Annotated in this window: 19 protein-coding genes and 1 riboswitch; of the genes, 5 read left to right on the top strand and 14 right to left on the bottom strand. The window is 40.1% G+C overall.

Going from position 1 to position 23,701, the window contains the following annotated elements; all coding sequences use genetic code 11:
- Positions 1-174 precede the first annotated feature (174 nt).
- Both ACINWC141_RS11385 and ACINWC141_RS11390 read left to right on the top strand, forming a co-directional pair.
- A complete protein-coding gene (locus ACINWC141_RS11385; RefSeq protein WP_009391450.1) occupies positions 175-750 on the top strand; it encodes a DUF805 domain-containing protein in 576 nt (191 codons plus the stop codon).
- A 113-nt stretch (positions 751-863) separates the two neighbouring features.
- Positions 864-1,844, top strand: a complete 981-nt coding sequence (locus tag ACINWC141_RS11390; protein WP_009391447.1) for a mechanosensitive ion channel family protein — start codon at positions 864-866, stop codon at positions 1,842-1,844.
- Here the strand turns inward: ACINWC141_RS11390 and ACINWC141_RS11395 are convergent.
- The 5 genes from ACINWC141_RS11395 to prfB all read right to left on the bottom strand — a co-directional run bounded on the left by ACINWC141_RS11395 (position 1,824) and on the right by prfB (position 6,683).
- Complete coding sequence (locus ACINWC141_RS11395; RefSeq protein ID WP_009391405.1) at positions 1,824-2,531, bottom strand: 16S rRNA (uracil(1498)-N(3))-methyltransferase; 708 nt, start codon at positions 2,529-2,531, stop codon at positions 1,824-1,826. The genes ACINWC141_RS11390 and ACINWC141_RS11395 overlap by 21 nt on opposite strands.
- A complete protein-coding gene (locus ACINWC141_RS11400) occupies positions 2,528-3,820 on the bottom strand; it encodes a 3-deoxy-D-manno-octulosonic acid transferase (RefSeq protein ID WP_009391389.1) in 1,293 nt (430 codons plus the stop codon). The genes ACINWC141_RS11395 and ACINWC141_RS11400 overlap by 4 nt, the downstream gene beginning before the upstream one ends.
- 157 nt (positions 3,821-3,977) lie before the next feature.
- Positions 3,978-5,036 (bottom strand): alkene reductase, encoded by a 1,059-nt coding sequence (locus ACINWC141_RS11405; protein WP_009391375.1) that lies wholly within the window; start codon positions 5,034-5,036, stop codon positions 3,978-3,980.
- A gap of 27 nt (positions 5,037-5,063) precedes the next feature.
- On the bottom strand, positions 5,064-5,366 hold the full coding sequence (locus tag ACINWC141_RS11410) for an ArsR/SmtB family transcription factor (protein WP_002121891.1): 303 nt from the start codon (positions 5,364-5,366) through the stop codon (positions 5,064-5,066).
- Between the two features lie 221 nt (positions 5,367-5,587).
- Positions 5,588-6,683, bottom strand: a protein-coding gene (gene prfB / locus ACINWC141_RS11415) for a peptide chain release factor 2 (RefSeq protein WP_155757895.1) whose coding sequence is annotated in 2 segments (ribosomal slippage) — positions 5,588-6,610 and positions 6,612-6,683 — 1,095 coding nt in all. Because the reading frame shifts where the segments join, the coding sequence is not laid out codon by codon here.
- Between the two features lie 208 nt (positions 6,684-6,891).
- Here prfB and ACINWC141_RS11420 point away from each other — a divergent pair.
- Both ACINWC141_RS11420 and ACINWC141_RS11425 read left to right on the top strand, forming a co-directional pair.
- Complete coding sequence (locus tag ACINWC141_RS11420; protein ID WP_009391452.1) at positions 6,892-7,749, top strand: putative porin; 858 nt, start codon at positions 6,892-6,894, stop codon at positions 7,747-7,749.
- Between the two features lie 335 nt (positions 7,750-8,084).
- Positions 8,085-8,852, top strand: a complete 768-nt coding sequence (locus tag ACINWC141_RS11425) for a putative porin (RefSeq protein WP_009391349.1) — start codon at positions 8,085-8,087, stop codon at positions 8,850-8,852.
- 49 nt (positions 8,853-8,901) lie between these two features.
- Here the strand turns inward: ACINWC141_RS11425 and recJ are convergent, their stop codons facing one another.
- The 5 genes from recJ to ACINWC141_RS11450 all read right to left on the bottom strand — a co-directional run bounded on the left by recJ (position 8,902) and on the right by ACINWC141_RS11450 (position 15,214).
- The gene (gene recJ / locus ACINWC141_RS11430; protein WP_009391428.1) at positions 8,902-10,602 is read right to left on the bottom strand and encodes a single-stranded-DNA-specific exonuclease RecJ; all 1,701 of its coding nucleotides are present in this window, start codon (positions 10,600-10,602) and stop codon (positions 8,902-8,904) included.
- Positions 10,603-11,259: a pyridoxamine 5'-phosphate oxidase gene (gene pdxH, locus ACINWC141_RS11435; RefSeq protein ID WP_009391327.1), complete on the bottom strand. Its 657-nt coding sequence runs from the start codon at positions 11,257-11,259 to the stop codon at positions 10,603-10,605.
- Positions 11,260-11,268: 9 nt separating this feature from the next.
- Positions 11,269-12,606, bottom strand: coding sequence for a phosphoglucosamine mutase (glmM, locus tag ACINWC141_RS11440; RefSeq protein ID WP_009391368.1), 1,338 nt, complete (start codon positions 12,604-12,606; stop codon positions 11,269-11,271).
- 149 nt (positions 12,607-12,755) lie between these two features.
- Complete coding sequence (guaB, locus tag ACINWC141_RS11445) at positions 12,756-14,222, bottom strand: IMP dehydrogenase (RefSeq protein ID WP_003654069.1); 1,467 nt, start codon at positions 14,220-14,222, stop codon at positions 12,756-12,758.
- 194 nt (positions 14,223-14,416) lie between these two features.
- Positions 14,417-15,214: an oxygen-binding di-iron domain-containing protein gene (locus ACINWC141_RS11450; RefSeq protein ID WP_009391449.1), complete on the bottom strand. Its 798-nt coding sequence runs from the start codon at positions 15,212-15,214 to the stop codon at positions 14,417-14,419.
- A 227-nt stretch (positions 15,215-15,441) separates the two neighbouring features.
- On the opposite strand from ACINWC141_RS11450, the gene ACINWC141_RS11455 reads away from it, so the two are divergent.
- The gene (locus ACINWC141_RS11455) at positions 15,442-17,592 is read left to right on the top strand and encodes a TonB-dependent siderophore receptor (RefSeq protein WP_009391382.1); all 2,151 of its coding nucleotides are present in this window, start codon (positions 15,442-15,444) and stop codon (positions 17,590-17,592) included.
- Between the two features lie 59 nt (positions 17,593-17,651).
- Here the strand turns inward: ACINWC141_RS11455 and ACINWC141_RS11460 are convergent, their stop codons facing one another.
- The 4 genes from ACINWC141_RS11460 to aceE form a co-directional block, all read right to left on the bottom strand.
- The gene (locus ACINWC141_RS11460) at positions 17,652-18,227 is read right to left on the bottom strand and encodes a TMEM165/GDT1 family protein (protein ID WP_013196598.1); all 576 of its coding nucleotides are present in this window, start codon (positions 18,225-18,227) and stop codon (positions 17,652-17,654) included.
- Between the two features lie 15 nt (positions 18,228-18,242).
- A riboswitch (yybP-ykoY riboswitch) is annotated at positions 18,243-18,428 on the bottom strand.
- A 28-nt stretch (positions 18,429-18,456) separates the two neighbouring features.
- Positions 18,457-18,735, bottom strand: a complete 279-nt coding sequence (locus ACINWC141_RS11465; RefSeq protein WP_009391376.1) for a hypothetical protein — start codon at positions 18,733-18,735, stop codon at positions 18,457-18,459.
- A gap of 146 nt (positions 18,736-18,881) precedes the next feature.
- Positions 18,882-20,867: a 2-oxo acid dehydrogenase subunit E2 gene (locus ACINWC141_RS11470; protein WP_009391390.1), complete on the bottom strand. Its 1,986-nt coding sequence runs from the start codon at positions 20,865-20,867 to the stop codon at positions 18,882-18,884.
- A gap of 2 nt (positions 20,868-20,869) precedes the next feature.
- Complete coding sequence (gene aceE, locus ACINWC141_RS11475) at positions 20,870-23,587, bottom strand: pyruvate dehydrogenase (acetyl-transferring), homodimeric type (RefSeq protein ID WP_009391367.1); 2,718 nt, start codon at positions 23,585-23,587, stop codon at positions 20,870-20,872.
- Positions 23,588-23,701 lie beyond the last annotated feature (114 nt).

Raw genomic sequence — 23,701 nt, forward strand, 5'->3', positions numbered from 1 at the left:
ATAACTCATTGAGATGTGTCATAGTATTCGTCGTTAGAAAACAATTATTGTGACATTATTTCAATGAGTTATCTATTTTTGTCGTGTACAGAGATAATTTTTTCAAGATTTGATGGTTTTGATCATCAACAAAGATTATTTTGTCTCTCATACGCAACACAGGAATAAAATAATATGTTTGCCCAAACAAACTCTTCACGCCCACCCCAGCTCCCTTTTAAAGATAGTCCTTTTTCGATTCATGGGCGTTTTAATCGTATGAGCTATTTAGGTGGATATGGACTGATTTATTTAGTTACCCTCGTGGGCTATTTCATTTTGGCCTCATTTCTTGGAAGTTATCAGCTTTCAAGCAATCTATTTGATTTTGAGTTTTATAGCTCTCTTTCTGGTCCTAGCGCTTTAGTGGTCTGGGCTTTCTCACTGTTTTTAATTTATTTAAATATTGTTCTCGTTGTTCGACGTCTGCACGATTTAAATAAGAGTGGGTGGATGGGGTTACTGTTGTTCATTCCGGTTGTTCAGTTCTTTTTTATGATTTATTTACTGCTTGCTTCAGGTACAGCCGGTCCAAACGACTACGGTCCTGTTCGACCATCAACGTTTATAGAAAAACTCATGGCTTGGCTTATTTTAGTGGCTATTTTAGTTAGTCTCATTTCAACAGCCGGAATTTTTTATTATTTCTCAGGGACTGATACCCTAGAAACACCGACACAAATCTTACAAAAAGGAACGGAATACTTTTAATTAAAAAACACTTTATTATTCAGATGAACTCATTATAGTAGGCGCACATTTTATCTCCTACTATGATGAAAGCTGAAAATCGCTTTCATATTTTTTTTTAATTGAGACTTGTCGTGGCTGATGAACAAAAATCCTTAACGGATGTCGCAAAAAATACTGGCGAACTTTTACAAGAAGCAGGCACTAAAACCACTCAAACGGTTTTAGCCCATACTGAAAAGTATCATGATGCCTATACCACTATCGACAAAATCGTGGATAGCTTCTGGGAACGTGTGCCTTATATTTGTATTGCGATTATCGTTTTTATTATTTTTTGGCTATTGACCAAATTATTTAAGTTCTTTGTTCGTAAAACATTGGAAAACCGCTCTTATACGCGTCAAAACCTAGTTTTGGTGTTAAACCGTGTAGGCAGCACAGCGATTTTATTCTTTGGTTTCTTAATTGCTTTAGTGATCTCGATTCCGGGGTTTACGCCAGGGCAACTCATGAGTGCACTTGGAATTGGTTCTGTCGCAATTGGTTTCGCATTCAAAGATATCTTTCAGAACTTACTGTCAGGTATTTTAATTTTATTAAGCGAACCATTCCGTATTGGCGATTCCATTGTTGTAAATTCGCTTGAAGGAACTGTTGAAGATATTCAAATTCGTGCAACATTCTTACGCTCACCAGATGGCCGTCGCATTGTTATTCCAAACGCAACTGTTTATACGAGTGCCTTAACTGTAAATACAGCTTATCAACAACGTCGCTGTGAGTTTGTAGTCGGAATTGGATATGACGATGACGAACAAAAAGCCAAGCAGATTATTTTAGATATTCTTAACAATGACCGAAATGTACTTAGTCAGCCAGCCTTCTCCGTTAACGTAACAGCGTTAGCGGACTTCTCGGTTAACTTGACTGTACGCTGGTGGGTTGATACGACTGAAACTGATATTTCGTCATCTACGAGTACCATTCAAGCTCAGGTCAAACAAGCTTTTAATGCGAACGGAATTAATATTCCTTACCCAATTCAGGAATTAAAAATGGCCGCAAATCAGCCACTTTTAAACCCTGAAGCATCAACTAAAGAGACGACCTAAAATATAAGAAATAGACGTTTCAGTTCTTAAAATACGGTTGCCTAAGCTCACAGCTTGGCAGCCGTTTTTTGTGAGCAAATCAACCTCATAGGGAATGAAACCGCCTTCGGGACCCACGACTACACTACAAGTATGTGGAATATTAACAGGCATGCTCTGCTCAGCATAAGGATGAGCCACATAGGCGGGTATTTCTTTCGAAATTAAGCTGGGTAGGACATCTTCAACAAAAGGTTTAAAGCGTTTGTACATGTGAATTTCAGGAACAATCGTGTCGCCTGCTTGTTCAAGACCCAAAGTCACATAGTTGTCGAGTTGTTGCAAAAATGGAGTTTGCCAATAACTTTTATCTACGCGGTAGCTATGAATTAGACTAATTTTTTCAACACCTAAAGTCACACTATCCATAATTAAACGGCGTAAAACTTTGGGCCTTGGTAAAGCCACAATTAAATGAACCGGAAGTTTTGCAGGTACGGCTTCTTCATTAATCGGACGTACACAAACCTCTTGCTCATTAATTGAGACAATTTCAGTGATATAACGTGCGCCGTTGCGAATGCCGACTTTTAGATTTTGACCAACCGTAATATCAAGATGTTCACGCAAATGCTGTAATTGGCGCTTAGAGTGAATGGACCATATATCTGAATGGATATCTTCAGGCTCTAATAAAACAATATTCATGTTTTGTCGGCCAAATACCGATTAATTACACCAATATGTTTTTGCAATGAACCTTGATTACGTTGTAAGACTTTATGCGCTTGCTCTACCACTTGTTGGGCCTGATCAGGTTCAGCTAAACATGCCATCCAGATTGCCACAACTTGCTCAGCGTCTTGGGCAATGAGTACCCCATTTTCATCAATGAATTCATCGACAATGGTTTGGAAATTAAAATAACGAGGTCCAATTACGGTCGGTACATTCAAAACCATAGGCTCTAAAATGTTATGTCCACCACCCGGTTCATTTAAAGACCCCCCCACAAAACACACCTGACTTAAGGCGTACCACAACCAAAGCTCCCCCATACTATCGGCCAGATAAACCTGGGTACTCGTATGAATACTTTGGTTCAAGCTTCTACGGTGAGTAATTAAATCTAGGTTTTGGCAAATTTCAAATACTTCGTCAAAACGTTCAGGATGTCGAGGTACGACAATACAAACTAAATCTGGTTCTGACTTTAAATAAGGTGCCAGCGCTTCTAAAATTTGTTGTTCTTCGGGTGCATGTGTACTGGCAATGGTCAGGACTTTACGCTGCCCCAAATACCATAAATCATGTAATTTGGCTGCCTGATTTATAAATACTTCTGGTGCGTGAATATCAAATTTAATATTTCCAACCACCTGACTTTTGTGTTGATCTAAGCCAAGTTCGACATAACGTTGGCGAGTAGCATTATCTTGTGCCAAAACCCAGTCGATTTTTTCCAACATTCCTGCTGTTAGACCTGCAACTCGGCTATAACCTTTAGCTGATTTTTCTGATAACCGCGCATTTAACAATAAACAAGGAACTTGTTGTAGCTTGGCTTGATCAATTAAATTTGGCCAAAGTTCAGTCTCGACCAATGCTAAAAGTTTTGGCTGATATAAATCAAAAAACTGTTTTAAAAGATGCTTTTGGTCAACAGGCAAATAAACTGCTTGAAATAAATCTAAATACGGCGCTTTTAAAAATAATGATTTGGCTCGCGCCTGCCCAGTTTTAGTTGTATTAGTAACTAGTACAGGTTGACCGAGTTTAAGATAATGCTCGATTAAAGGCTGCGCAGCATTGGTTTCTCCAACCGAAACAGCATGGAACCAAATTGCTCTCACATTTTTCGGAGATTCAAACGGCCCAAATCTTTCAAGACATTCCTGATGATATAATTCCTGGCTTTCTGCACGTTTTTTTATCCGCCAGTGGTAAAAAGGTTTTAATAAATGGAGTGCGGTGTTGTACCAAAAAGGGGTCGCCAAGCGGTTTGCCTCAAATAGTCAAAGTTTAAAACTGGGGAAAATATAACATAGATAGAAAAAATGGCAGAGTTTCGATACCTAAACTCTACCATTACAAGAAAAGCGATTTACTGAGCCCATAAATCAAATAGGTCAGTAATTCTTAATTTCAAAAAATTTATGAAGCTTCTAGCGTTGGATAGTCTGTATAACCTTCCGCGCCTTTCGCATATAAAGTGGTTGGTTGAAGTTCATTTAAAGGTAAGTCTTGCTCTAAACGCTGTAAAAGATCTGGGTTGGCAATATATGCTTTACCAAAAGATACTGCATCAGCTTCACCATCACGCAAGATACGTTTTGCTGATTCTGGTGTTAGGTTTTCGTTGGCAATCCATACACCATTAAATTTTTCGCGAAGTTTTGGACTAATGCTGTCAGCAGCTGCATATTCACGAGAGAAAACGAAAGCAACATTACGCTGGTTAAGCTGTTCAATAACATAACCAAAAGTTGCTAATGGGTTTTCATCCCCCATATCGTGCGAATCACCACGCGGTGCAATATGTACACCTACTCGGCCAGCACCCCACACTTCAATAAATGCATCAACCACTTCTAATAATAAACGTGCACGGTTCTCAACAGGACCACCGTATTCGTCATCACGTTGATTCGTATTACTTTGAAGGAACTGGTCAATTAAATAACCATTCGCTGCATGTAATTCAACACCATCAAAACCCGCCACTTTAGCTAGTTCTGCTGAATGTTTATATTGAGCAACAACTTCTTGAATCTCTTCTAATGAAAGTGCGCGCGGTTTTACATACGGACGTTTAGGACGTAATAAACTCACCTCACCCGCAGGTTGAATTGCACTTGGCGCAACAGGAATATCACCATCCAAAAGATCGGGATGTGAAATACGGCCGACATGCCAAAGTTGAGCTACAATTTTTGAACCTTGAGCATGAACTGCCTCAATAATTTTATTCCAAGCTTGTGCTTGCTCTTGTGACCATAATCCTGGAGTCTCTGCATAACCCACAGTTTTTGAACCAATTACTGTTGCTTCAGTCAAAATAAGACCAGCATTTGCACGCTGTTGATAATATTCAACCATTAAATCATTCGGTACTCGGCTTTCACCACTACGCGCACGCGTTAATGGAGCCATTACCAATCGATTTTTGATTTCAAAATCACCAACCGTTAAAGGAGTATTGAGTTCAGCCATAGTCGCCTCGACTTACACTTTAAATCGTTAAAGTGTTTGTTTTAAATGTTCGATATATTGCTGAATCAAAGCTTCGTTACGTGAAAAATAAGACCATTGACCATATTTTTGGACCTGAATAAGCCCCGCCTGTTGTAAAACAGACAAATGATTCGACATTGTAGACTGTGCTACTTTGCCCAAACGTTCAATATGACCTGCACAAACACCCTTCTCAAAACTACCACCACATTCTTCCACCGGTAAATAATGTGCAGGTTCTTTTAACCATTGCAAAATTTGCCGACGTAGCGGATTGGAAAGGGCTTTGCTAATTGCATCAATATCCATAGGCTCAACACGTCTTTTAAACGAACAAAGCTTTGTTCAACATTTCGAAAACATAATATCGCATTTTTACGATATTCATATCTATTTTTTTCGATATTCATATCGCATTTTTTCGATTAACATTCGAATGCTGAACTGCTTTGCCGTTTTAATCGCTAAAAATCCAAGAGTTCTACATATTCATAGATGAACTGTATTTAAACTAAAAGTTCAGCAGACTCTTATAAACCTTGTTTTAAACTCGCTTCGATAAAGCGATCAAGGTCACCATCAAGAACAGCACCCGTATTAGAGTTTTCAACACCCGTACGTAAATCTTTAATACGCGAATCATCTAATACATATGAACGAATTTGGCTTCCCCAACCAATATCAGACTTCGAGTCTTCTAGGGCTTGAGCCGCTTCATTACGTTTTTGCATTTCCAACTCATATAAACGTGCACGCAATTGTTTCCATGCATGGTCACGGTTCGCATGTTGTGAACGTTGGTTCTGACATGCCACCACAATACCCGTTGGAATGTGAGTCAAACGTACTGCCGAGTCGGTTTTGTTAATATGCTGACCACCTGCCCCAGATGCACGGTAAGTATCTGTACGAACATCAGAAGGATTAATATCAATTTCAATATTGTCATCAACTTCTGGGGAAATAAACACTGCCGAGAACGAAGTATGACGACGGTTACCACTGTCAAATGGTGATTTACGAACTAAACGGTGTACACCTGATTCAGTACGTAACCAACCGTAGGCATATTCACCTTCAACACGAATCGTTGCAGACTTAATACCCGCTACGTCGCCATCAGATACTTCCATGAGCTCTGCTTTGAAACCATGGCGTTCAATCCAGCGCATGTACATACGTAATAGCATAGACGCCCAATCTTGTGCTTCAGTACCGCCTGAACCTGATTGAATCTCGACATAGCAAGGATTCGGATCCATTGGGTTACTAAACATACGACGGAATTCAAGTTTTGCCAATTCTTCTTCAGCAGCCCCAAGTTCAGATTGAACATCTTCAAGCAAACTTTCATCATCGGCTTCTACAGCCAAATCTAACATCGCTTTTGCATCTTCAAGTTGTGTTGACAACCCATCCAATACATTAATAACGTTTTCTAGTTCGCCCTTTTCTTTCGCCATTGCCTGAGCGTGGCTTTGATCATTCCAAATCGCAGGGTCTTCTAACTCACGTAAAACTTCTTCTAAACGCTCTTTTTTCAGATCGTAGTCAAAGATACCCCCGTAGTGTTTGGCTACGATCAGTTAAGTCTTTCAATTGGTTTAGATAAGGATTAATTTCCACGCGAGTGTTCCCATAAAAGCAGATAAACAGTCAATTATTTTAGCATAGCTTGCCATACTCAAACAAAAGCTCTCAAACATATTGATTTTCAATATCTCATTAATGAAAAATAAATATAATATTATTGATTTACCCATTAAAAATGTATTAAAATTAACAACTTAAATCTTAATAACTTTATAACATATATTACTCTAGAGCTTTATTCATGAAAAAATCAAAATTTTTGTTTGCACTTGTCACAACTGTATGTGCTTTCAACGCAAATGCCTATCAAACTGAAGTTGGTACAATGTACGAATTTACAGATATGGATGGTGGAGAAAATAATAGCTTCGGGATTAACGGTAAATATTATTTTAATCCTGTGGAAGCAAAAACTTTTCCTTTAGCTGAAGCTGCTTTTTTAAATAAATCTTCAAATATTGGACTAGGATATGCATATAGCAAACTAGAAGATGATGAAGACTCTGGAAAACTCGAATTTAGTTCTGTAGGCATTACAGGTGAATACTTTATTCCAAATACCCCACTTTATTTATCAGGAGCATTTAACCGCACAAAAACCGAAGTCTCTGCAAATGATTTTGGTTCGGTTGATGATAGCGGCAACGGCTATGCTGTAGAGGTCGGCTTCCTACCAACAGATGGCTTATTGTTGGCCGCTGGTGTAACAGATTTATCTGAAAGTTTTGATCCAATACAAGCAGCTAAATATGGCTTTATTACTTCAATCACAAATGCTACAGCTGTAACTGGTGAAGATGATGACACAGCCGTAACTTTACGTGCCAAGTATATTACTCAAATTTCAGGTTTTTATACTAATTTTGAAGGACAAACTTATATTGGTGATGAAACCACTTATCGTTTAGGCGCAGATCTTTATCTTGATCCTACTTTAAGTATTGGAGCATCTTTTGCAGATTCAACAGCAGAAGATTCTGATGCAATTTTTAGTGTCCGTGCACAGAAATTCTTCACACCTCAAGTAGCAGTAGGTTTAACTTATACAACTGTTGATGATGCTAACTCTTTTGGTATTAATGGAACATTCCGCTTCTAATCCATAAGTATTTATTATTAAAAATATGAATGCTCAAGGGAATTTTCCTTGGGCATTTTTCAGTTCACTTTAAGCTTAACCAGTAACATCCTCATACAAAATTGGGTACTTTTACAGCATTTTTTATGATCTACACAAAATCTCCTCAATTTTAATAAAATAAAACATTCTATTTTTATATTTTAAAATCAAATATTTAAGTTAAACATATTTACAAAAAAAGCACATAGTTACAGTATGGTTACTTGTACAAGATTGACGCTACCCGATTTTCCTCTAGACTAAAAGTTGTAACAAAACATTTATAAAATCGCTTTTTAGAGGGGAGAGATTCCATGAAAAAACTAGCAATTGCATCAGCTCTTTTATCTGCACTCGCAGTAAGTGGCGCGGCAAACGCTTACCAAGCTGAAGTTGGTGGTTCTTACAATTATCTTGATCCAGACAACGGTAGCAGCGTAAGTAAATTCGGTGTTGACGGGACTTATTACTTTAATCCTGTTCAAACTCGTAATGCTCCACTTGCAGAAGCAGCATTTTTAAGCCGTGCAAGTAATGTTAACGCACTTATCAACTATGGCGATAACAGCGGTACTAAAGATACTCAGTATGGCGTAGGTGTTGAATACTATGTTCCTAACTCAGATTTCTACCTTAGCGGTGATGTAGGCCGTAATGAGCGTGAAATTGACAACACTAACTACGACCAGAAAGTTACAACTTATGCAGCTGAAGTAGGTTATTTACCAGCTCCAGGTTTATTACTTGCACTAGGTGTTAAAGGTTACGACGAAAAAGACGGTAAAGACGGCGCTGATCCAACAGTTCGTGCTAAATACGTAACTCAAGTAGGTCAACATGACGTAAACCTTGAAGCGTTCGGTGCGTTTGGTGACCTAGACGAATATAAAGTTCGTGGTGACTACTACATCGATAAAACTTTAAGTCTTGGTGTGGATTACTACAATAACGACTTAACTGATAAAGATGAATTTGGTATTAATGCTAAAAAATTCTTAAATCAACAAGTAAGTCTTGAAGGTCGTATTGGTTTCGGTGACAACGATAACACTTATGGTGTTCGTGCAGGCTACCGCTTCTAATCTTACCTAAAAGTTTATAAAAAAATCCGCTCAATTGAGCGGATTTTTTTTATTGGGTTAAATGCACAATACGCAATTGCAAATTTACATTGCCATTAAATGCGTTACGATCAATCTCATAGACCAGATGAACCTCATCTCGCATAGGATTAAATTCAAATCGCCCTGCTGCATTAAAAGCAATCGCATCAAAAGTATATTGATCAAGACCTAATCTAAGTTTTAGATGTGTGTTTTTAAGCCAACGATAATCAACAACTTTAAAATGCCCTTCAAACTGGGGGAAAGGGAATTTTTGACCCCATGGTCCAAGCTGCTCTATCCAGTCCAATGTGCCTAGTTGCAAAGCAGAAGCTGGTAGTTCTCCATCCGTCCATAGGGTTGCTTGAAACAGAGATTCGTCCATGGCTGCAACACAGCCAACAAAAACAGTTTTAAAAGCATCAAAGTTTTCTTTACGTATCGTTAAGCCAGCCGCTGCCGCATGTCCACCAAAATGGCTCACCAATTCTGGATGTTGTTCGGCAACCTGTTCAATCATATCGCGAATATGCACACCATCAATTGAACGCGCAGAACCTTTAATATGAACACCGTCTTCATCTGGTGCAAAAACTATTGTTGGTCGATGAAACTGTTCTTTTAAACGCCCAGCTACAATCCCAATCACACCTTGATGCCAATTTTCCTCAAAAAGCACAAGAGCTGGAGGAACATCTTCTTTTGAAAGTTGCAGGCTATCTAAAGCAGATAAGGCTTGTTGCTTCATCTCTCCTTCGATTTGTCGCCGTTCTATATTTAACTGATTTAATTGTTGAGCAATCGGGTAAGCCGCTTCCATAGAATCAGCTAATAAACACTCAATGCCGATTCGCATGCTTTCCATACGCCCAGCAGCATTAATGCGTGGACCTAAAACAAAACCTAGATCTTGGGCACGCAAAGACGACGCCTCTCGACCCGCAATATCCAATAGTGCCAATATTCCAACTCGACATTGATGTTGCTGGATACGCTTCACACCTGCATCCACTAAAATGCGGTTGTTATAATCTAATACAGCAACATCTGCATAAGTTCCCAGAGCAACTAAATCTAGATATTGAGTGACTTTACTTGTGCTTTTGCCTTGCTTATTACGTAAACTTGCCAAATTGGCCAGCACATAAAATGCAACACCAACACCAGCAAGTGCTTTACTCGGAAATTCACAGCCTAACTGGTTTGGGTTAACCACCGCTTCTGCCGGAGGTGTTTCTTTAGTAGTTAAATGGTGATCGGTAATAATGACTTTCAGCCCCAAGGCATGGGCAGTTTCAACGCCTGCATGGCTGGAAATTCCATTATCTACAGTAATTAATAAATCAGGATGATAAGTTTGATGCGCAAGCTCTGCAATTGCAGGCGTAAGCCCATAACCATACTTGAACCGATCTGGAACTAAATAGTCGACTTGTGCTCCCATATCACGAAGCACCAATACCATTAATGCTGTGCTGGTTGCGCCATCTGCATCATAGTCACCGACAATAACAATTTTTTTCTGCTCATCAATGGCTTGATCCATTAATGCTACAGCGATTTCTAGACCTTTAAGCTCAGGAGCAAGTAAATTCTTAAGCTTTAGCTCTAGTTCCTGTTCCGATTGTACTCCACGTCTTGCCAAAATCTCGGCAATAAACGGAGGCACGCCCTGAAACTGTTCAGGGCGTGTCAATAAAGGTCTTTGTTTGATTTGTATTTTTGTCATTTAAGGCATCAGCCGGTGCAACATCCATTGACCGTCGATTTTTTCATAACTCAAGCGGTCATGTAAACGATTTGGTCGCCCTTGCCAGAATTCATAATAATCTGGTTGTAGACGATAACCTCCCCAGAACTCTGGCTTATCAAGCACTTCACGACTTTCGACTTGCTGCTGTAAGTCTTGAAAACGTTGCTGTAACAGCTCTCGGCTTTCAATTTTACCGCTTTGTGGAGTGCTGATATGTGCTGCAATCTGGCTATCACGTGGTCGTTTAAGGTAATAGTCTGTAGATTCTTGCTCAGCAATTTTAACTACACGACCACCAACTCTCACCTGACGCTCTAGACTTGGCCAGTAAAATAACAGTTCGGCATAAGGATTCTCTGCCAAATCTATACCTTTCTGACTGTCATAATTCGTATAAAAATCATACCCAGCTTCTGTAGCACCACGTAATAAGACTGTTCGAACATGGGGTCTACCATTAGCACCCGCGGTTGCTAATGACATGGCATAGGGTTCATGCAAATTAGCTGCTAGAGCATGGTTAAACCAACCCAGAAACTGCTGATGAGGGTTAGATTCAACCTGTCCCTCATGCAACTCGCCTTGCTCATAGCTCAAGCGTAATTCACTTAAATCTTTAATGACATCACTCATGTCATCACCTTACGCAACTTGTGCTTGTGAACGAACAGAATCTGCTAAATGCTGAGCTAAAGCATTTACTTCTTGCTCATCGTCACCTTCAACCATGACACGAATCACAGGCTCTGTTCCTGATTTACGAATCAAGATACGTCCACGACCTTTAAGCTGAGCTTCTGCTTTATCAAATTCAGCAACCAATGCAGGAATAGAATATGGATCAAGCATTTGTTCTAATCGTACATTTAAAAGAACTTGTGGGAATAATTTAAAGTCTTGAACCAATTCATGAAGGGCCTTATTTTGCTCGACCATAACAGTTAAAACTTGAAGAGCGGCGATAATGGCATCACCAGTCGTACTCTTGTCTAAAGTTAGAATATGACCAGAAGGTTCGCCACCTATCACCCAACCATTTTCTTCTAAAGCTTGTAATACATAGCGGTCACCGACTTTTGCGCGAACAAAGTTAACGTTTGCTTTTTCAAGTGCAACTTCAAGTGCCATATTACTCATGACTGTACCAACAATACCCGCTGGCTTATTTTGAGCTTGAGTCGCCAAAATATATAAAATATGGTCACCATCAATTAAGTTACCAAACTTATCAACCATCACAACACGGTCAGCATCACCATCAAAGGCAATCCCTAAATCTGCTTGGTGTTCAACTACTGCTTTTTGTAAGTGTTCAGGATGTGTTGAACCACAGCTTTCATTAATATTTAAGCCATCTGGTTCATTATATAAAGCTACAACTTTTGCCCCTAACTCACGGAAAACTGAAGGACCAACGCTATACGCCGCCCCATGAGCACAATCCAATACAATCTTTAAATTATTTAAATCAAAGTGGTAAGGGAAAGTAGATTTACAAAATTCGATATAGCGACCGTTTGCATCATTTACACGAACACTTTTACCTAAGTTGGCAGTGTCCTCAATAAATAAGTCTTTTTCTAATTCGCGGTTAATTTCTTCTTGTAATGAATCTGGTAATTTTTTGCCTTCGCTTGAGAAGAATTTAATCCCATTATCATAATATGGATTATGCGAAGCAGAGATAACAATACCTGCATGTGCATGCAAAGCACGAGTAAGGTGTGCAATTGCTGGTGTTGGTAATGGACCAAGTAAATGAACATATACACCGGCAGCGTTTAAGCCCGCCTGCAAAGCAGATTCTAAAATGTAACCAGATAAACGAGTGTCTTTTCCTAATACAACAAGTGGCTTATTTTTCGGACTCGTTCGTTTTAATACCTTCCCTGCAGCAAAACCGAGTTTTAAAGCAAACTCTGGAGTAATAGGCATTTGCCCAAATTTTCCACGAATACCATCCGTTCCAAAATAACTCATAGCTTATCTCATTCTTACGCCACTTCAGCCGTGGCTTACTTCATATATGGCAATTCCGCCATATTTCTTTTCGTCAGATTTACTTTACACCAAAAACAAAAAGCCGTCAGTGTAATGACGGCTTTCTTCATTGTCTTGGTTACCAAATTCTAACCAACACGATAGTTTGGAGCTTCTTTAGTGATCGTTACATCATGAACATGTGATTCAGACATACCCGCTGAAGTAATTTTCACAAATTTCGCATTTTGGCGAAGATCTTCAATCACAGATGAACCGGTATAACCCATCGATGAACGTAAACCACCCATCATTTGATGGACGATGTTACCCATTGGGCCTTTATATGGAACACGACCTTCGATGCCTTCTGGTACTAACTTTTCAGCACCCGCTTTTGAGTCTTGGAAATAACGGTCAGCAGAACCTGTTGCTCCCGCCATTGCACCCAATGAACCCATACCACGATATGCTTTGTAGTAACGACCTTGGAAAAACTCAACTTCACCAGGCGCTTCTTCAGTACCAGCCAGAAGTGAACCAACCATGATCGTACTTGCACCCGCACCGATCGCTTTTGCCATATCGCCAGAGAAGCGGATACCGCCATCAGCGATTAAAGGAATTTGATCTTTTAGTGCGTTAGCAACGCTGTCAATCGCAGAAATTTGTGGCATACCAATACCTGCCACAATACGTGTCGTACAGATAGAACCAGGACCAATACCTACTTTTACAGCATCTGCACCTGCATCTAATAATGCTAATGCAGCATCACCAGTTGCGATGTTTCCACCAATCACTTGTACTTGAGGGAAGTTTTGTTTCACCCAACGTACACGTTCAATTACACCAGCTGAGTGACCGTGTGCTGTATCAACAACAATTACGTCAACACCCGCTTCAACCAATGCTTCTACACGACTTGGTGTATCAGCGCCTGTACCTACCGCAGCACCAACACGTAAACGACCAAGATCATCTTTACAACTGTTTGGATAGCTCTCAGCTTTGCGGAAGTCAGTCACTGTAATTAAGCCTTTAAGTTCATTGCTCTCGCCAACGACCAAGACTTTTTCAATACGGTGTTTTTGCAATAATGCTTGAATATTTTCTTTAGACTCGCCTTCACGTACAGTGACTAAACGATCTTGACCTGTCATGATGTTGCTAACAGGTTGTTCTAAATTAGTTTCAAAACGCGTATCACGGCCTGTCACAATACCAACAACCTTGCCGTCTTTAACAACAGGTACACCGCTAATGTTATTAGCAGTGGTAATTGCAATCAGTTCACGTACTGTAGTTTCAGGCGTTACAGTGATAGGGTCTTTCACCATACCCGCTTCGAATTTCTTTACACGGCGTACTTCTGCAGCTTGAGCAGCAATATCCATGTTTTTGTGCAAAATCCCGATACCACCATTTTGTGACATTGCAATCGCCATACGTGACTCAGTCACTGTATCCATTGCTGCTGAAACTAATGGGATATTTAAATGAATGCCGCGAGTTAAACGTGTCTTTAAAGAGACATCTTTTGGGAGAACAGTAGAGTAGGCAGGAAGTAATAAGACATCATCGAAGGTTAGCGCTTCTTGAACGATGGTCAGCATAACAATCTCACTGGTAAATTCCGTGAGCTATTATAAACAAATTTCAATGCAATTTTCATATTATCTTTGCCTTTTTCAGCAATAGATATAGAGCCGCTCTAAATTATTCCCACTTATTATAGTTTTAAGCTTATTTTTTTAGTTCATATTTTATAACCCAGAATTTTATCTGGGTTGATCATTAGACATCATATTTAAGCAGGACAACTAAAAACCTGTTCTGTCAATAAGTCGACACCACACGCTAAAGTTTCAATCCAGTCCAAAAACTGATTAATCATTTCTTTACCCATAAATGGGCTGCCATGCTGTGGAACAATCATTTCAATATCCATTTGGCGAACCATGTTTACCCATAAACGGATGACCTTATTGGAACACATGTAGCGCTGGTGAAATGCCTTCATTTTTAGAACATGCGTATCAAAATCTGTTAAAGGTTCGCTTGCATCTTCAACAATCGAGGCTCCCATATCGCCAGAAAATAAAATTTTGGCCACTGGATCATAAAACTGAAAATTACCTACCGAATGTAGAAAATGCGCAGGGACCATCACAAGCTTTGACTCACCCAACTGAATCACTTGGCCCTGATCAGGTAATTCAATTAGGCGATCTTCCCAATTGCCTTTCATGCGCTCACTCATGAATGATGAATTTAAGTGAGGTAAAAATCGTGCCCACAATTTTGACGCCACGACTTTAGCGTCGGTATAGACTAACCAGCGCGGCATTGAGGTAATAATGTCCGGATCTTGATGAGAGGCCATCACATAGTCCAGATTTTTTAAGCGTGTATATTTATTGAGTTCCATGGTTAGCGGAACATAGGTCAAATCGCCACCGGGATCAATTACAGCAGCACGCTCATGATCAATAATTAAAAATTGATTGGCTTGGATACCTTCCCCTTTGACCAAACTGGTAAAACTAATACATTTATGTACGCCATTATCAAATAATATCTGCGATGTTGTTTTTTCAAACCCCATACAATTCCCCAAAAAAACTTTAAATATTAGATATTTTTATATCCATACTAAAATAAAGGGATTCGATAACTCTTGCAATGAATTGCTTTATTTTTCTCATAATATTTTAAAATAGCTTTCGCTTTTCTTATTTTATAAATGAATCATAATGTTATTTAAAATTAAGACACAATAAATTAAAATAATTCTCATTATCAGTTTTGTCTTTTGCGCTGCCTAGGCCTCCCATGAACCAAGCCCCTTATTTTTCAAGTTCCAAAACATTATTAGCAATTGCTATTTTTAGCTTAATGACAGCAAGTCATGCTGAAGAAATAACAGAACAAAAAAATTCGACCAGTGTGCTACCCACAATTTCTATTCAGGCGCAAAAAGAACCCAGCTCTACGTATGTCGCAACTAAAGCAACCTCTGCCTTAAAATCAGATGCGCCCTTATTTAAAACGGCTCAATCGGTTTCGGTAGTGACGCGTGAACAGCTCGACCAGAAACAAGCAAAGACGCTTGCAGAGGCACTTGAAGGCGTTGCAGGTGTTGAAGCTGGAAAACTTGGTCGTCGTGGTTGGGATGATTTCGTTATTCGAGGACAAACATCTTCCGATTCGGTTTATGTTGACGGTTTAAGAATCGGTCAAAGTTCTCCAACGCCATCTGTAGCAGCTGAACTATCAGGCATGGATCAAGTCCAAGTTTTAAAAGGTCCGGCCTCTATTAATTTCGGTTTGGTTGCGCCAGGCGGCATGGTGAATTTAGTCACTAAACGACCTGAAGCAGAAAACTTTACGCGTGCTAGCATGACTTATGGCAGCTATAACCTTAAAGAAGGAACATTCGATTTAAACTATAGCCCTAATAATAGTGAGAAAGGTGCTTTTCGTTTAAATGGTCGTATTTCTGACCAAGATGACCCGACAGATTATGTCTATTTTAAAAATTACTATATCTCCCCTTCTTACAATTTCGACTTAGGTGATAACACTGACCTCTCTGTAATCGCAAGCTATCAGCATCGCGAATATATTCGTCAGCAAGGCATGCCTGTAATTGGCACATTAAAAGACAATCCTAACGGCGCTATAGACCGAAGTTTATATATTGGTGACCCTAATTTCGGTAAATATGAAGCCGATGTTTACCGTACTGGTTATACGTTTAAACATGCTTTTAATAATGGCTGGAACTTTAACCAGAATTTTGCCGTGCAAAAAACTGAAATGGATGGCACTGCAGTTTTTGCTCAAACAGGGTCAAATTTCTGGGCAGACTCATCTTACACAACCATTAATCGAGCAAATAATAGTCGACATCAAGTTATTGATAACTTGAGTTTCGCCATCGATAACCGTTTAAACAAACAGTTTGATTTATATGGCATGCAGCATGACGTTAATATTGGCGTAGATGCTTTTCAAGAAAAAAGTGATTACACCAATGATAAATACAATATTGGCAATTTAAACATTTATAACCCCATTTATGATCAAGACGTGACATTTAAGAAGAATGTTCGTGATATTAATCGCCTCAAATATTTAGGGCTCTATGTACGTGACCGTATTCAGCTTAATGATCAACTACTTTTAAGCTTATCTGGTCGTCAAGACTGGGCACAAACTCAAACTAGAAGTTTGGTTAATAGCAATACGAGTAAACAATCAGACAATGCATTTACGGGTAGCGCCTCTGTCATGTACACCCTTAATGACATTGTGGCTCCTTATGTCAGCTATGCCACTTCATTTACACCCAACAGTGGTACTGATGTAAATAACAATCCGTTCAAACCTGAAGAAGGAAAACAGGTTGAAGTCGGAATGAAATTACAAAGCCCTGATCAACGAATTCAAGGTGCGATCGCTTGGTATGATTTAAAACGCCAAAATGTTTTAGTCACCGATACTGCGAATAGTGGGTATAAAATACAACGTGGTGAACAGTTAACTCGTGGTATTGAAACTGAGCTCAGTGCAGAAATTTTAGAGGGCTTAAAATTAACAGCTGCATATACTTACACCATTGATGCTGAAATTAGTAAAGATGCAAATTCAAGTAATGTAGGAAAAGCACTCGATAATATTCCTGAGCATGCTTATAGCTTGTCAGCGCGCTATAAATTTGACCCAGCATCAAAACTTGGTTGGTATGTAGGCGGTGGATTCCGTGGTGAAACCTATAAAACTGTCGATGGCTTAGATGTTCACGTTCCAGGCTATACAGTCTTTGATACTGAGGCCGGCTATGACGCTGGACATTGGGGCGCACAACTTGCGATCCGTAATTTATTTGATAAAGATTACTATGCAGGTGCACTGAATGAGAATTTGGTGACGCTCGGTAACCCTCGCCAAATTAACTTCACAGTGAAATTTAACTACTAAAATGACCTATAAAAAACGCACTCAATTCGAGTGCGTTTTTTATGGCAGCTTTAAATGCTTTAGAAGAAATAATGCTGCACTAAAGTAGAGATACCTACAATTAAGAAAATCGCAGCACCAATTTTATGAATGAGTGAGATAGATAAACGTTCAGCTAATTTATTACCAATAAATACAGCGGGTGCATTGGCAATCATCATACCTAAGGTTGTGCCTAGCATTACCCAGAAAATGCTGTCGTAACGTGCAGCTAAAGCAACTGTCGCAATTTGAGTTTTATCACCAATTTCTGCTAAGAAAAACAAGATAAAGGTTGCACCAAAAACACCAAATTTTTGCCATCTGTTAATGCTATCTGTTTCATCATCTAGCTTATCTGGAATAAGCATCCAGAACGCCATACCAATGAAACCACCCGCAAGTACCCAAACTAAAATTTCGGGACTCAAAACGGTCGTAATCCACTGCCCAAGCACAGCAGAGATACCATGGTTAATTAAAGTCGCTAAAAGAATTGCAATGAGAATAGGGATTGGCTTACGGAAACGTGCAGACAGTAAAAGGGCCAACAATTGAGTTTTATCACCCATTTCAGCTAGGGCAACAATCGAGGTAGAAATCAGAAATTCTTGCATGTCGTTTCTCTGGCTAGCATAAATGCCCATGACCTACCGCTCCTGCTAGCCAAATATCTGCAGAGTGGTAAATCAAAGGTCTTGCCAACTCGGAAACGATGAGACGTTTAAGCTATGATGACCATGTTCTGTTGAACAATTATGTTGATCATCACCTATTCATTCAGAAATGAATAGCGGCTACTCCCCAATGAAGTATGTGCTCATTATATTCGAGCAGTTCTATTTTTCAAACAAAAAATTTTATCCATGCCCATACTAACAGCCGCCCCAAGCCTAATAGTAAAGCTAAACAGATACTTAAGTTAATAAACCCAAAATTGTTCATGCCAGCTATATGCTGTGATTGAAATTCAAATGGCAAAATAAGGGTTGCCACAAATACTTCCAAACCTATCGCAACATAGGTCATCCACTCCCAAGGGAAGTGCAAAAGACTGACCCATAATCCCATCAATAAAAATACAACCAATAGAATCGGCAACATGATTTTAAAAAAACCCATCATTTATTATTTCTCCTTTGCTTAATAACGAGAAATTTCTCCTCTCTCGGTCATTCCCTCTTAATCTTTAGGTTAACCTAAAACCCATTAAATTAAATATCAAAATAAAACCCCGCCGAAGCGAGGTTTTCTTGATTCATTTCAAAATATTAGATTAATAAAGTACGAATATCTTTAAGAAGTTTCGTAAGTTTATTAGTAAAGCGAGCGGCATCTGCACCATTAATTACACGGTGGTCATAAGACAATGACAACGGCAACATTAATCGTGGGTCAAAGTCCTTACCGTTCCACACAGGCTGCATCGTTGCAGGTGAAATACCTAAAATTGCAACCTGTGGCCAGTTTACTAGCGGTGTAAATGATGTACCACCAATCGAACCTAAACTTGTGATTGTGAAGTTCGCGCCTTGTAAGTCTTTCGGTGTTAATTTCTTATCACGCGCTTTCTTACTAAGCTCACCTAACTCAATAGCAATTTGCTTAATTGATTTTTGGTCAGGATTACGTAGTACTGGTACTGTCAAACCATCCGGTGTTGCAACCGCAATACCCATATGAATTTCATTACGAAGCAATACAGACTTTTGATCATCTGCCAAGTGACCAGCGAAATAAGGCTCTTCTTTCAACAAGTGCGCTAACGCTTTTGCAATGAATGCTAAGATTGTTAGGCTAATACCTTGTTTCTTAAAGCCGTCTTTTAACTCACCACGCCAAGCTTCTAGCTCAGTGATATCAGCAAGGTCAAACTGGGTGACCTGTGGGATATAGTTGTTTAGAGACAACTGTGGCACAGATACTTGCTGTAAACGAGTCATTGGCTTCACTTCACCGCCACCAAAAGCAGTAAAGTCAGGTAATGATGGTAATCCAGCTGGTGCTGCAGCAGCTTGAGCAACAGGCGCTGCTTGCGGTGCAGTTAAACGAGTCTTCACATATGCAAAGATATCTTCTTTAATAACACGACCATGTTCACCAGAAGTTTTAACTTGTGATAAAACTACACCAAGCTCACGAGCAAGCTTACGCACAGCAGGGCCTGCATAAACTTTAGCGTTTTCAGCTTCTTGTTCTTTGGTTAATTTATCATTACCAGAAGAGGCTGGAGCAGATACAGCCTGAGTCGGAGCAGGAGTTGCCGCTTTAGGCGCTGCTGCCTGTGGAGCTGGAGCTGCTTCTGCTTTTGCCGCTGGTGCAGCAGCAGGTGCTTGGCCTTCAGCTTCAATTGTTGCAAGCAAAACACCTTGTGAAACCTGTTGGCCTGCTTGCAAGTGAATCGCTTTCACAACGCCTGCAACAGTACTTGGAACTTCAACAGTCGCTTTATCTGACTCAACCACAACAAGGCTTTGGTCTACATCAACTTTATCGCCAACTTGTACCAGAATTTCAGCAACAACTGCTTTATCTACACCCAAATCAGGAACGTTAATATCAACTGGTCCAGATTGAGTAGCAGCCGCAGCTACATTTTCTTGTTGAGCTGGTGCAGGTGCTGCCGCCGGAGCTGCTGTTGTAGGAGCAGATTCAGCCGGTGCACTTGATGCAGAGGTTGTTTTCACTTTAATGAGCACAACACCTTCTTTAACTGTATCGCCTTCTTTCACTTGAATGCTTTCTACAGTACCCGCAACACTGCTTGGTACTTCTACAGTTGCTTTGTCAGATTCCACAACAACGATGCTTTGTTCAACATCGATTTGCTCACCAACTTTTACTAAAATTTCACCAACGAGTGCTTTTTCAACACCAATGTCAGGAACTTGAACTTCCACCACTTGGCTAGTGGTTGCCGCTGCTGGTTGTGCAGCGGTTGAAGCCTGTTGTACCGCTGCCGGCGCTGCTGTTTGTTCAGCTACTGGGGTAGGTTTTTCAACTTCTTCTGCTTGAGCTACAGGTGCAGCACCTTCAGCTTCAAGTTCAAACAATACCGTACCTTCAGTTACGCTATCACCTTCTTTGATTAAGATGCTTTTTACAACACCTGCTGAAGTGCTAGGCACTTCAACAGAGGCTTTATCTGACTCAAGCAAAACAAGGCTGTCATTTTCAGCAATGCTGTCACCAACTTTTACCAAAATTTCAGCAACAACTGCTTTATCTACGCCAATATCAGGGGTTTTAATTTGCATGCTTAGTTCCCCTCACCAGTTTGCGCTTCATTGTATTCAGCAACTGCCTGAACTTCTGGATGTGCTTGTGGAGCCCATGCCACTGGACGGTCAGTATCTAACTCAAAGTTAGAAATTGCATCTTTAACTAAACGTGCATCCACTTCACCTTCGTCAGCTAATTTTTTCAAAGTAGCAACAACGATATGTGCAGCATCAACACCAAAGAAACTACGTAAGTTAGCACGTGTATCTGAGCGACCATAACCATCTGTACCCAATGCAACAAATGGGCGACCATCTGGAAGATAAGCACGGATTTGTTCGCTATACGCACGCATATGATCTGTTGCCGAAACAACAATTCCTTCTGTACCGCGTAATTGTTTAGATACCCAAGACTCTTTCACTTCTTCAGTAAGTGGGTGTAAGCGGTTGTATTCTTCACATGCCATACCATCACGCGACAATTCATTGAAGCTTGTTACACTCCACACGTTTGAACGGATTTGGTATTCGTCACGTAAGATTTTCGCAGCTTTGATCACTTCACGAAGAATTACACCTGAACCGAGTAACTGAACAGTTGCTTTTTCATCTTTTTCGAACAAGTACATACCACGTTTAATGCCTTCCTCAGCGCCTTCAGGCATTGCAGGATGCTCGTAGTTTTCGTTCATTACAGTTAAGTAATAGAACACACGCTCTTGGTTCACGTACATACGTTGTAAACCGTCATGAACGATTACAGCCAATTCGTAACCAAAACATGGGTCATAAGATACACAGTTAGGAATCGTGTTCGCCAAGATATGCGAATGACCATCTTGGTGCTGTAAACCTTCACCGTTCAAGGTGGTACGACCAGCAGTAGCACCTAACAAGAAACCTTGAGCTTGTGCATCACCAGCTGCCCATGCAATGTCACCAATACGTTGGAAACCAAACATTGAGTAGTACATATACATCGGAATCATTGGCAAGTTATTGGTTGAATAACTTGTTGCCAACGCAGCCCATGCGCTCATCGCACCAGCTTCGTTAATCCCTTCTTGAAGCATGTGACCGTCACTTGCTTCACGGTAATGCATTAACTGTTCTTGGTCTTCTGGGGTATATTTTTGACCGTGAGCTGCATAAATACCAAGCTGACGGAACATACCTTCTAGACCAAAAGTACGCGCTTCATCTGGAACGATTGGTACTACGCGGTCTTTAATTGCTTTTTCTTTAAGTAAAGCAGCAATTAAACGAACCATCACCATAGTGGTAGATTGCTCTTTACCACCTGAACCATTTAATACAGCATCAAATACAGATAATTCAGGAATCGCTAAAATTTCACTCTCTTTACGACGTGCAGGTAGGTAACCACCTAACGCTTCACGACGCGCCTTCATATACTTCATTTCTGGAGAGTTTTCACTTGGGCGGTAGAATGGAAGCTCTTCTAACTTATCGTCTGTAAATGGAAGGTTAAAACGGTCACGTACATATTTCAAAGAATCGATCTGCATTTTTTTGATTTGGTGAGTTTTGTTCACCGCCTCAATTTCTTCAGACAAACCATAACCTTTAACAGTTTTCGCAAGAATAACTGTTGGTTGACCTTTGGCTTTCATTGCTTCTGCATAGGCAGCAAAAACTTTGTATGGGTCATGACCACCACGGTTAAGATTATCGATGTCTTCATCGCTTAAATCTTTTACAAGTTCCGCAGCTTCTGGGTACTTGCCAAAGAATTTCTCACGTGTATATGCACCACCTTTCACTTGATAGCGTTGGTATTCACCATCAACTGTTTCTTCCATGACCGCTTTTAAAGCGCCTGAGCTGTCTTTTGCAAGAAGTGGATCCCAATGACGGCCCCATACAACTTTAATTACACGCCAGCCCGCACCACGGAATAAAGATTCTAATTCTTGAATGATTTTACCATTACCACGTACAGGGCCATCTAGACGCTGTAAGTTACAGTTAACCACCCAGATCAAGTTATCAAGTTTTTCACGACCAGCAAGTGAAATTGCACCAGTACTTTCTGGCTCATCCATCTCACCATCGCCAAGATATGCCCAGACTTTACGATCTTCTTCTTTGATCAAGCCACGGTTCATCAAATATTTCTGAATGTGTGCTTGATAAATCGACATGATTGGACCAAGACCCATTGATACAGTTGGGAATTGCCAATAGTCCGGCATTAAATATGGATGTGGATAGCTTGGTAAACCGTTACCGCCAACTTCACGACGGAAATTACTTAACTGTTCTTCAGTTAAACGTCCTTCAAGGAATGAACGTGCATAAATACCAGGAGCACAGTGTCCTTGGTAATAAATCATATCTCCGCCAAAGTTATCGCTGTTTGCGCGGAAGAAATGGTTAAAACCTACGTCATATAATGTTGCACTTGATGCGAAGCTCGCCAAGTGTCCACCTAAATCATCACCTGTTTTATTCGCACGAAGTACCATTGCTAAGGCATTCCAACGAATCAATGCACGAATACGGCGTTCCATATCTTGGTCGCCTGGCATTGCAGGTTGTTCTTCAACAGAAATTGTATTTAAGTAAGGTGTATTGAGACGTTGAATGGGAACATGCTTAGCAATTGCTTGTTGGTAAAGTTTTTCCAATAAGAATGCCGCGCGCTCAGTTCCCATATGTTGTAAAACTGAATCGAATGCATCTTGCCACTCTTGGGTTTCTTGTGCATCGGAGTCACCGTAAAACGCCATAATTCACCTGTTCCTTGTTCTTTAATCTACTTTGTATTTTTACCACGTTTTACCCCTCTCTAGTTATTGCCACGGGTGAATGTGAGGGGGGCCTATTATTTTCTGAATGAATAG

Source organism: Acinetobacter sp. WC-141 (assembly GCF_000313935.1).
GTDB lineage: Bacteria > Pseudomonadota > Gammaproteobacteria > Pseudomonadales > Moraxellaceae > Acinetobacter.

Excerpts from the sequence above, each read along its gene's own strand:
- ACINWC141_RS11385 (WP_009391450.1), top strand. The coding sequence starts at position 175 with ATGTTTGCCCAAACAAACTCTTCACGCCCACCCCAGCTCCCTTTTAAA.
- ACINWC141_RS11405 (WP_009391375.1), bottom strand. The coding sequence starts at position 5,036 with ATGGCTGAACTCAATACTCCTTTAACGGTTGGTGATTTTGAAATCAAA.
- ACINWC141_RS11420 (WP_009391452.1), top strand. The coding sequence starts at position 6,892 with ATGAAAAAATCAAAATTTTTGTTTGCACTTGTCACAACTGTATGTGCT.
- guaB (WP_003654069.1), bottom strand. The coding sequence starts at position 14,222 with ATGCTGACCATCGTTCAAGAAGCGCTAACCTTCGATGATGTCTTATTA.
- ACINWC141_RS11410 (WP_002121891.1), bottom strand. The coding sequence starts at position 5,366 with ATGGATATTGATGCAATTAGCAAAGCCCTTTCCAATCCGCTACGTCGG.
- recJ (WP_009391428.1), bottom strand. The coding sequence starts at position 10,602 with ATGACAAAAATACAAATCAAACAAAGACCTTTATTGACACGCCCTGAA.
- ACINWC141_RS11425 (WP_009391349.1), top strand. The coding sequence starts at position 8,085 with ATGAAAAAACTAGCAATTGCATCAGCTCTTTTATCTGCACTCGCAGTA.
- aceE (WP_009391367.1), bottom strand. The coding sequence starts at position 23,587 with ATGGCGTTTTACGGTGACTCCGATGCACAAGAAACCCAAGAGTGGCAA.
- ACINWC141_RS11470 (WP_009391390.1), bottom strand. The coding sequence starts at position 20,867 with ATGCAAATTAAAACCCCTGATATTGGCGTAGATAAAGCAGTTGTTGCT.
- glmM (WP_009391368.1), bottom strand. The coding sequence starts at position 12,606 with ATGAGTTATTTTGGAACGGATGGTATTCGTGGAAAATTTGGGCAAATG.
- ACINWC141_RS11455 (WP_009391382.1), top strand. The coding sequence starts at position 15,442 with ATGAACCAAGCCCCTTATTTTTCAAGTTCCAAAACATTATTAGCAATT.
- ACINWC141_RS11395 (WP_009391405.1), bottom strand. The coding sequence starts at position 2,531 with ATGAATATTGTTTTATTAGAGCCTGAAGATATCCATTCAGATATATGG.
- pdxH (WP_009391327.1), bottom strand. The coding sequence starts at position 11,259 with ATGAGTGATGTCATTAAAGATTTAAGTGAATTACGCTTGAGCTATGAG.
- ACINWC141_RS11460 (WP_013196598.1), bottom strand. The coding sequence starts at position 18,227 with ATGCAAGAATTTCTGATTTCTACCTCGATTGTTGCCCTAGCTGAAATG.
- ACINWC141_RS11450 (WP_009391449.1), bottom strand. The coding sequence starts at position 15,214 with ATGGGGTTTGAAAAAACAACATCGCAGATATTATTTGATAATGGCGTA.
- ACINWC141_RS11465 (WP_009391376.1), bottom strand. The coding sequence starts at position 18,735 with ATGATGGGTTTTTTTAAAATCATGTTGCCGATTCTATTGGTTGTATTT.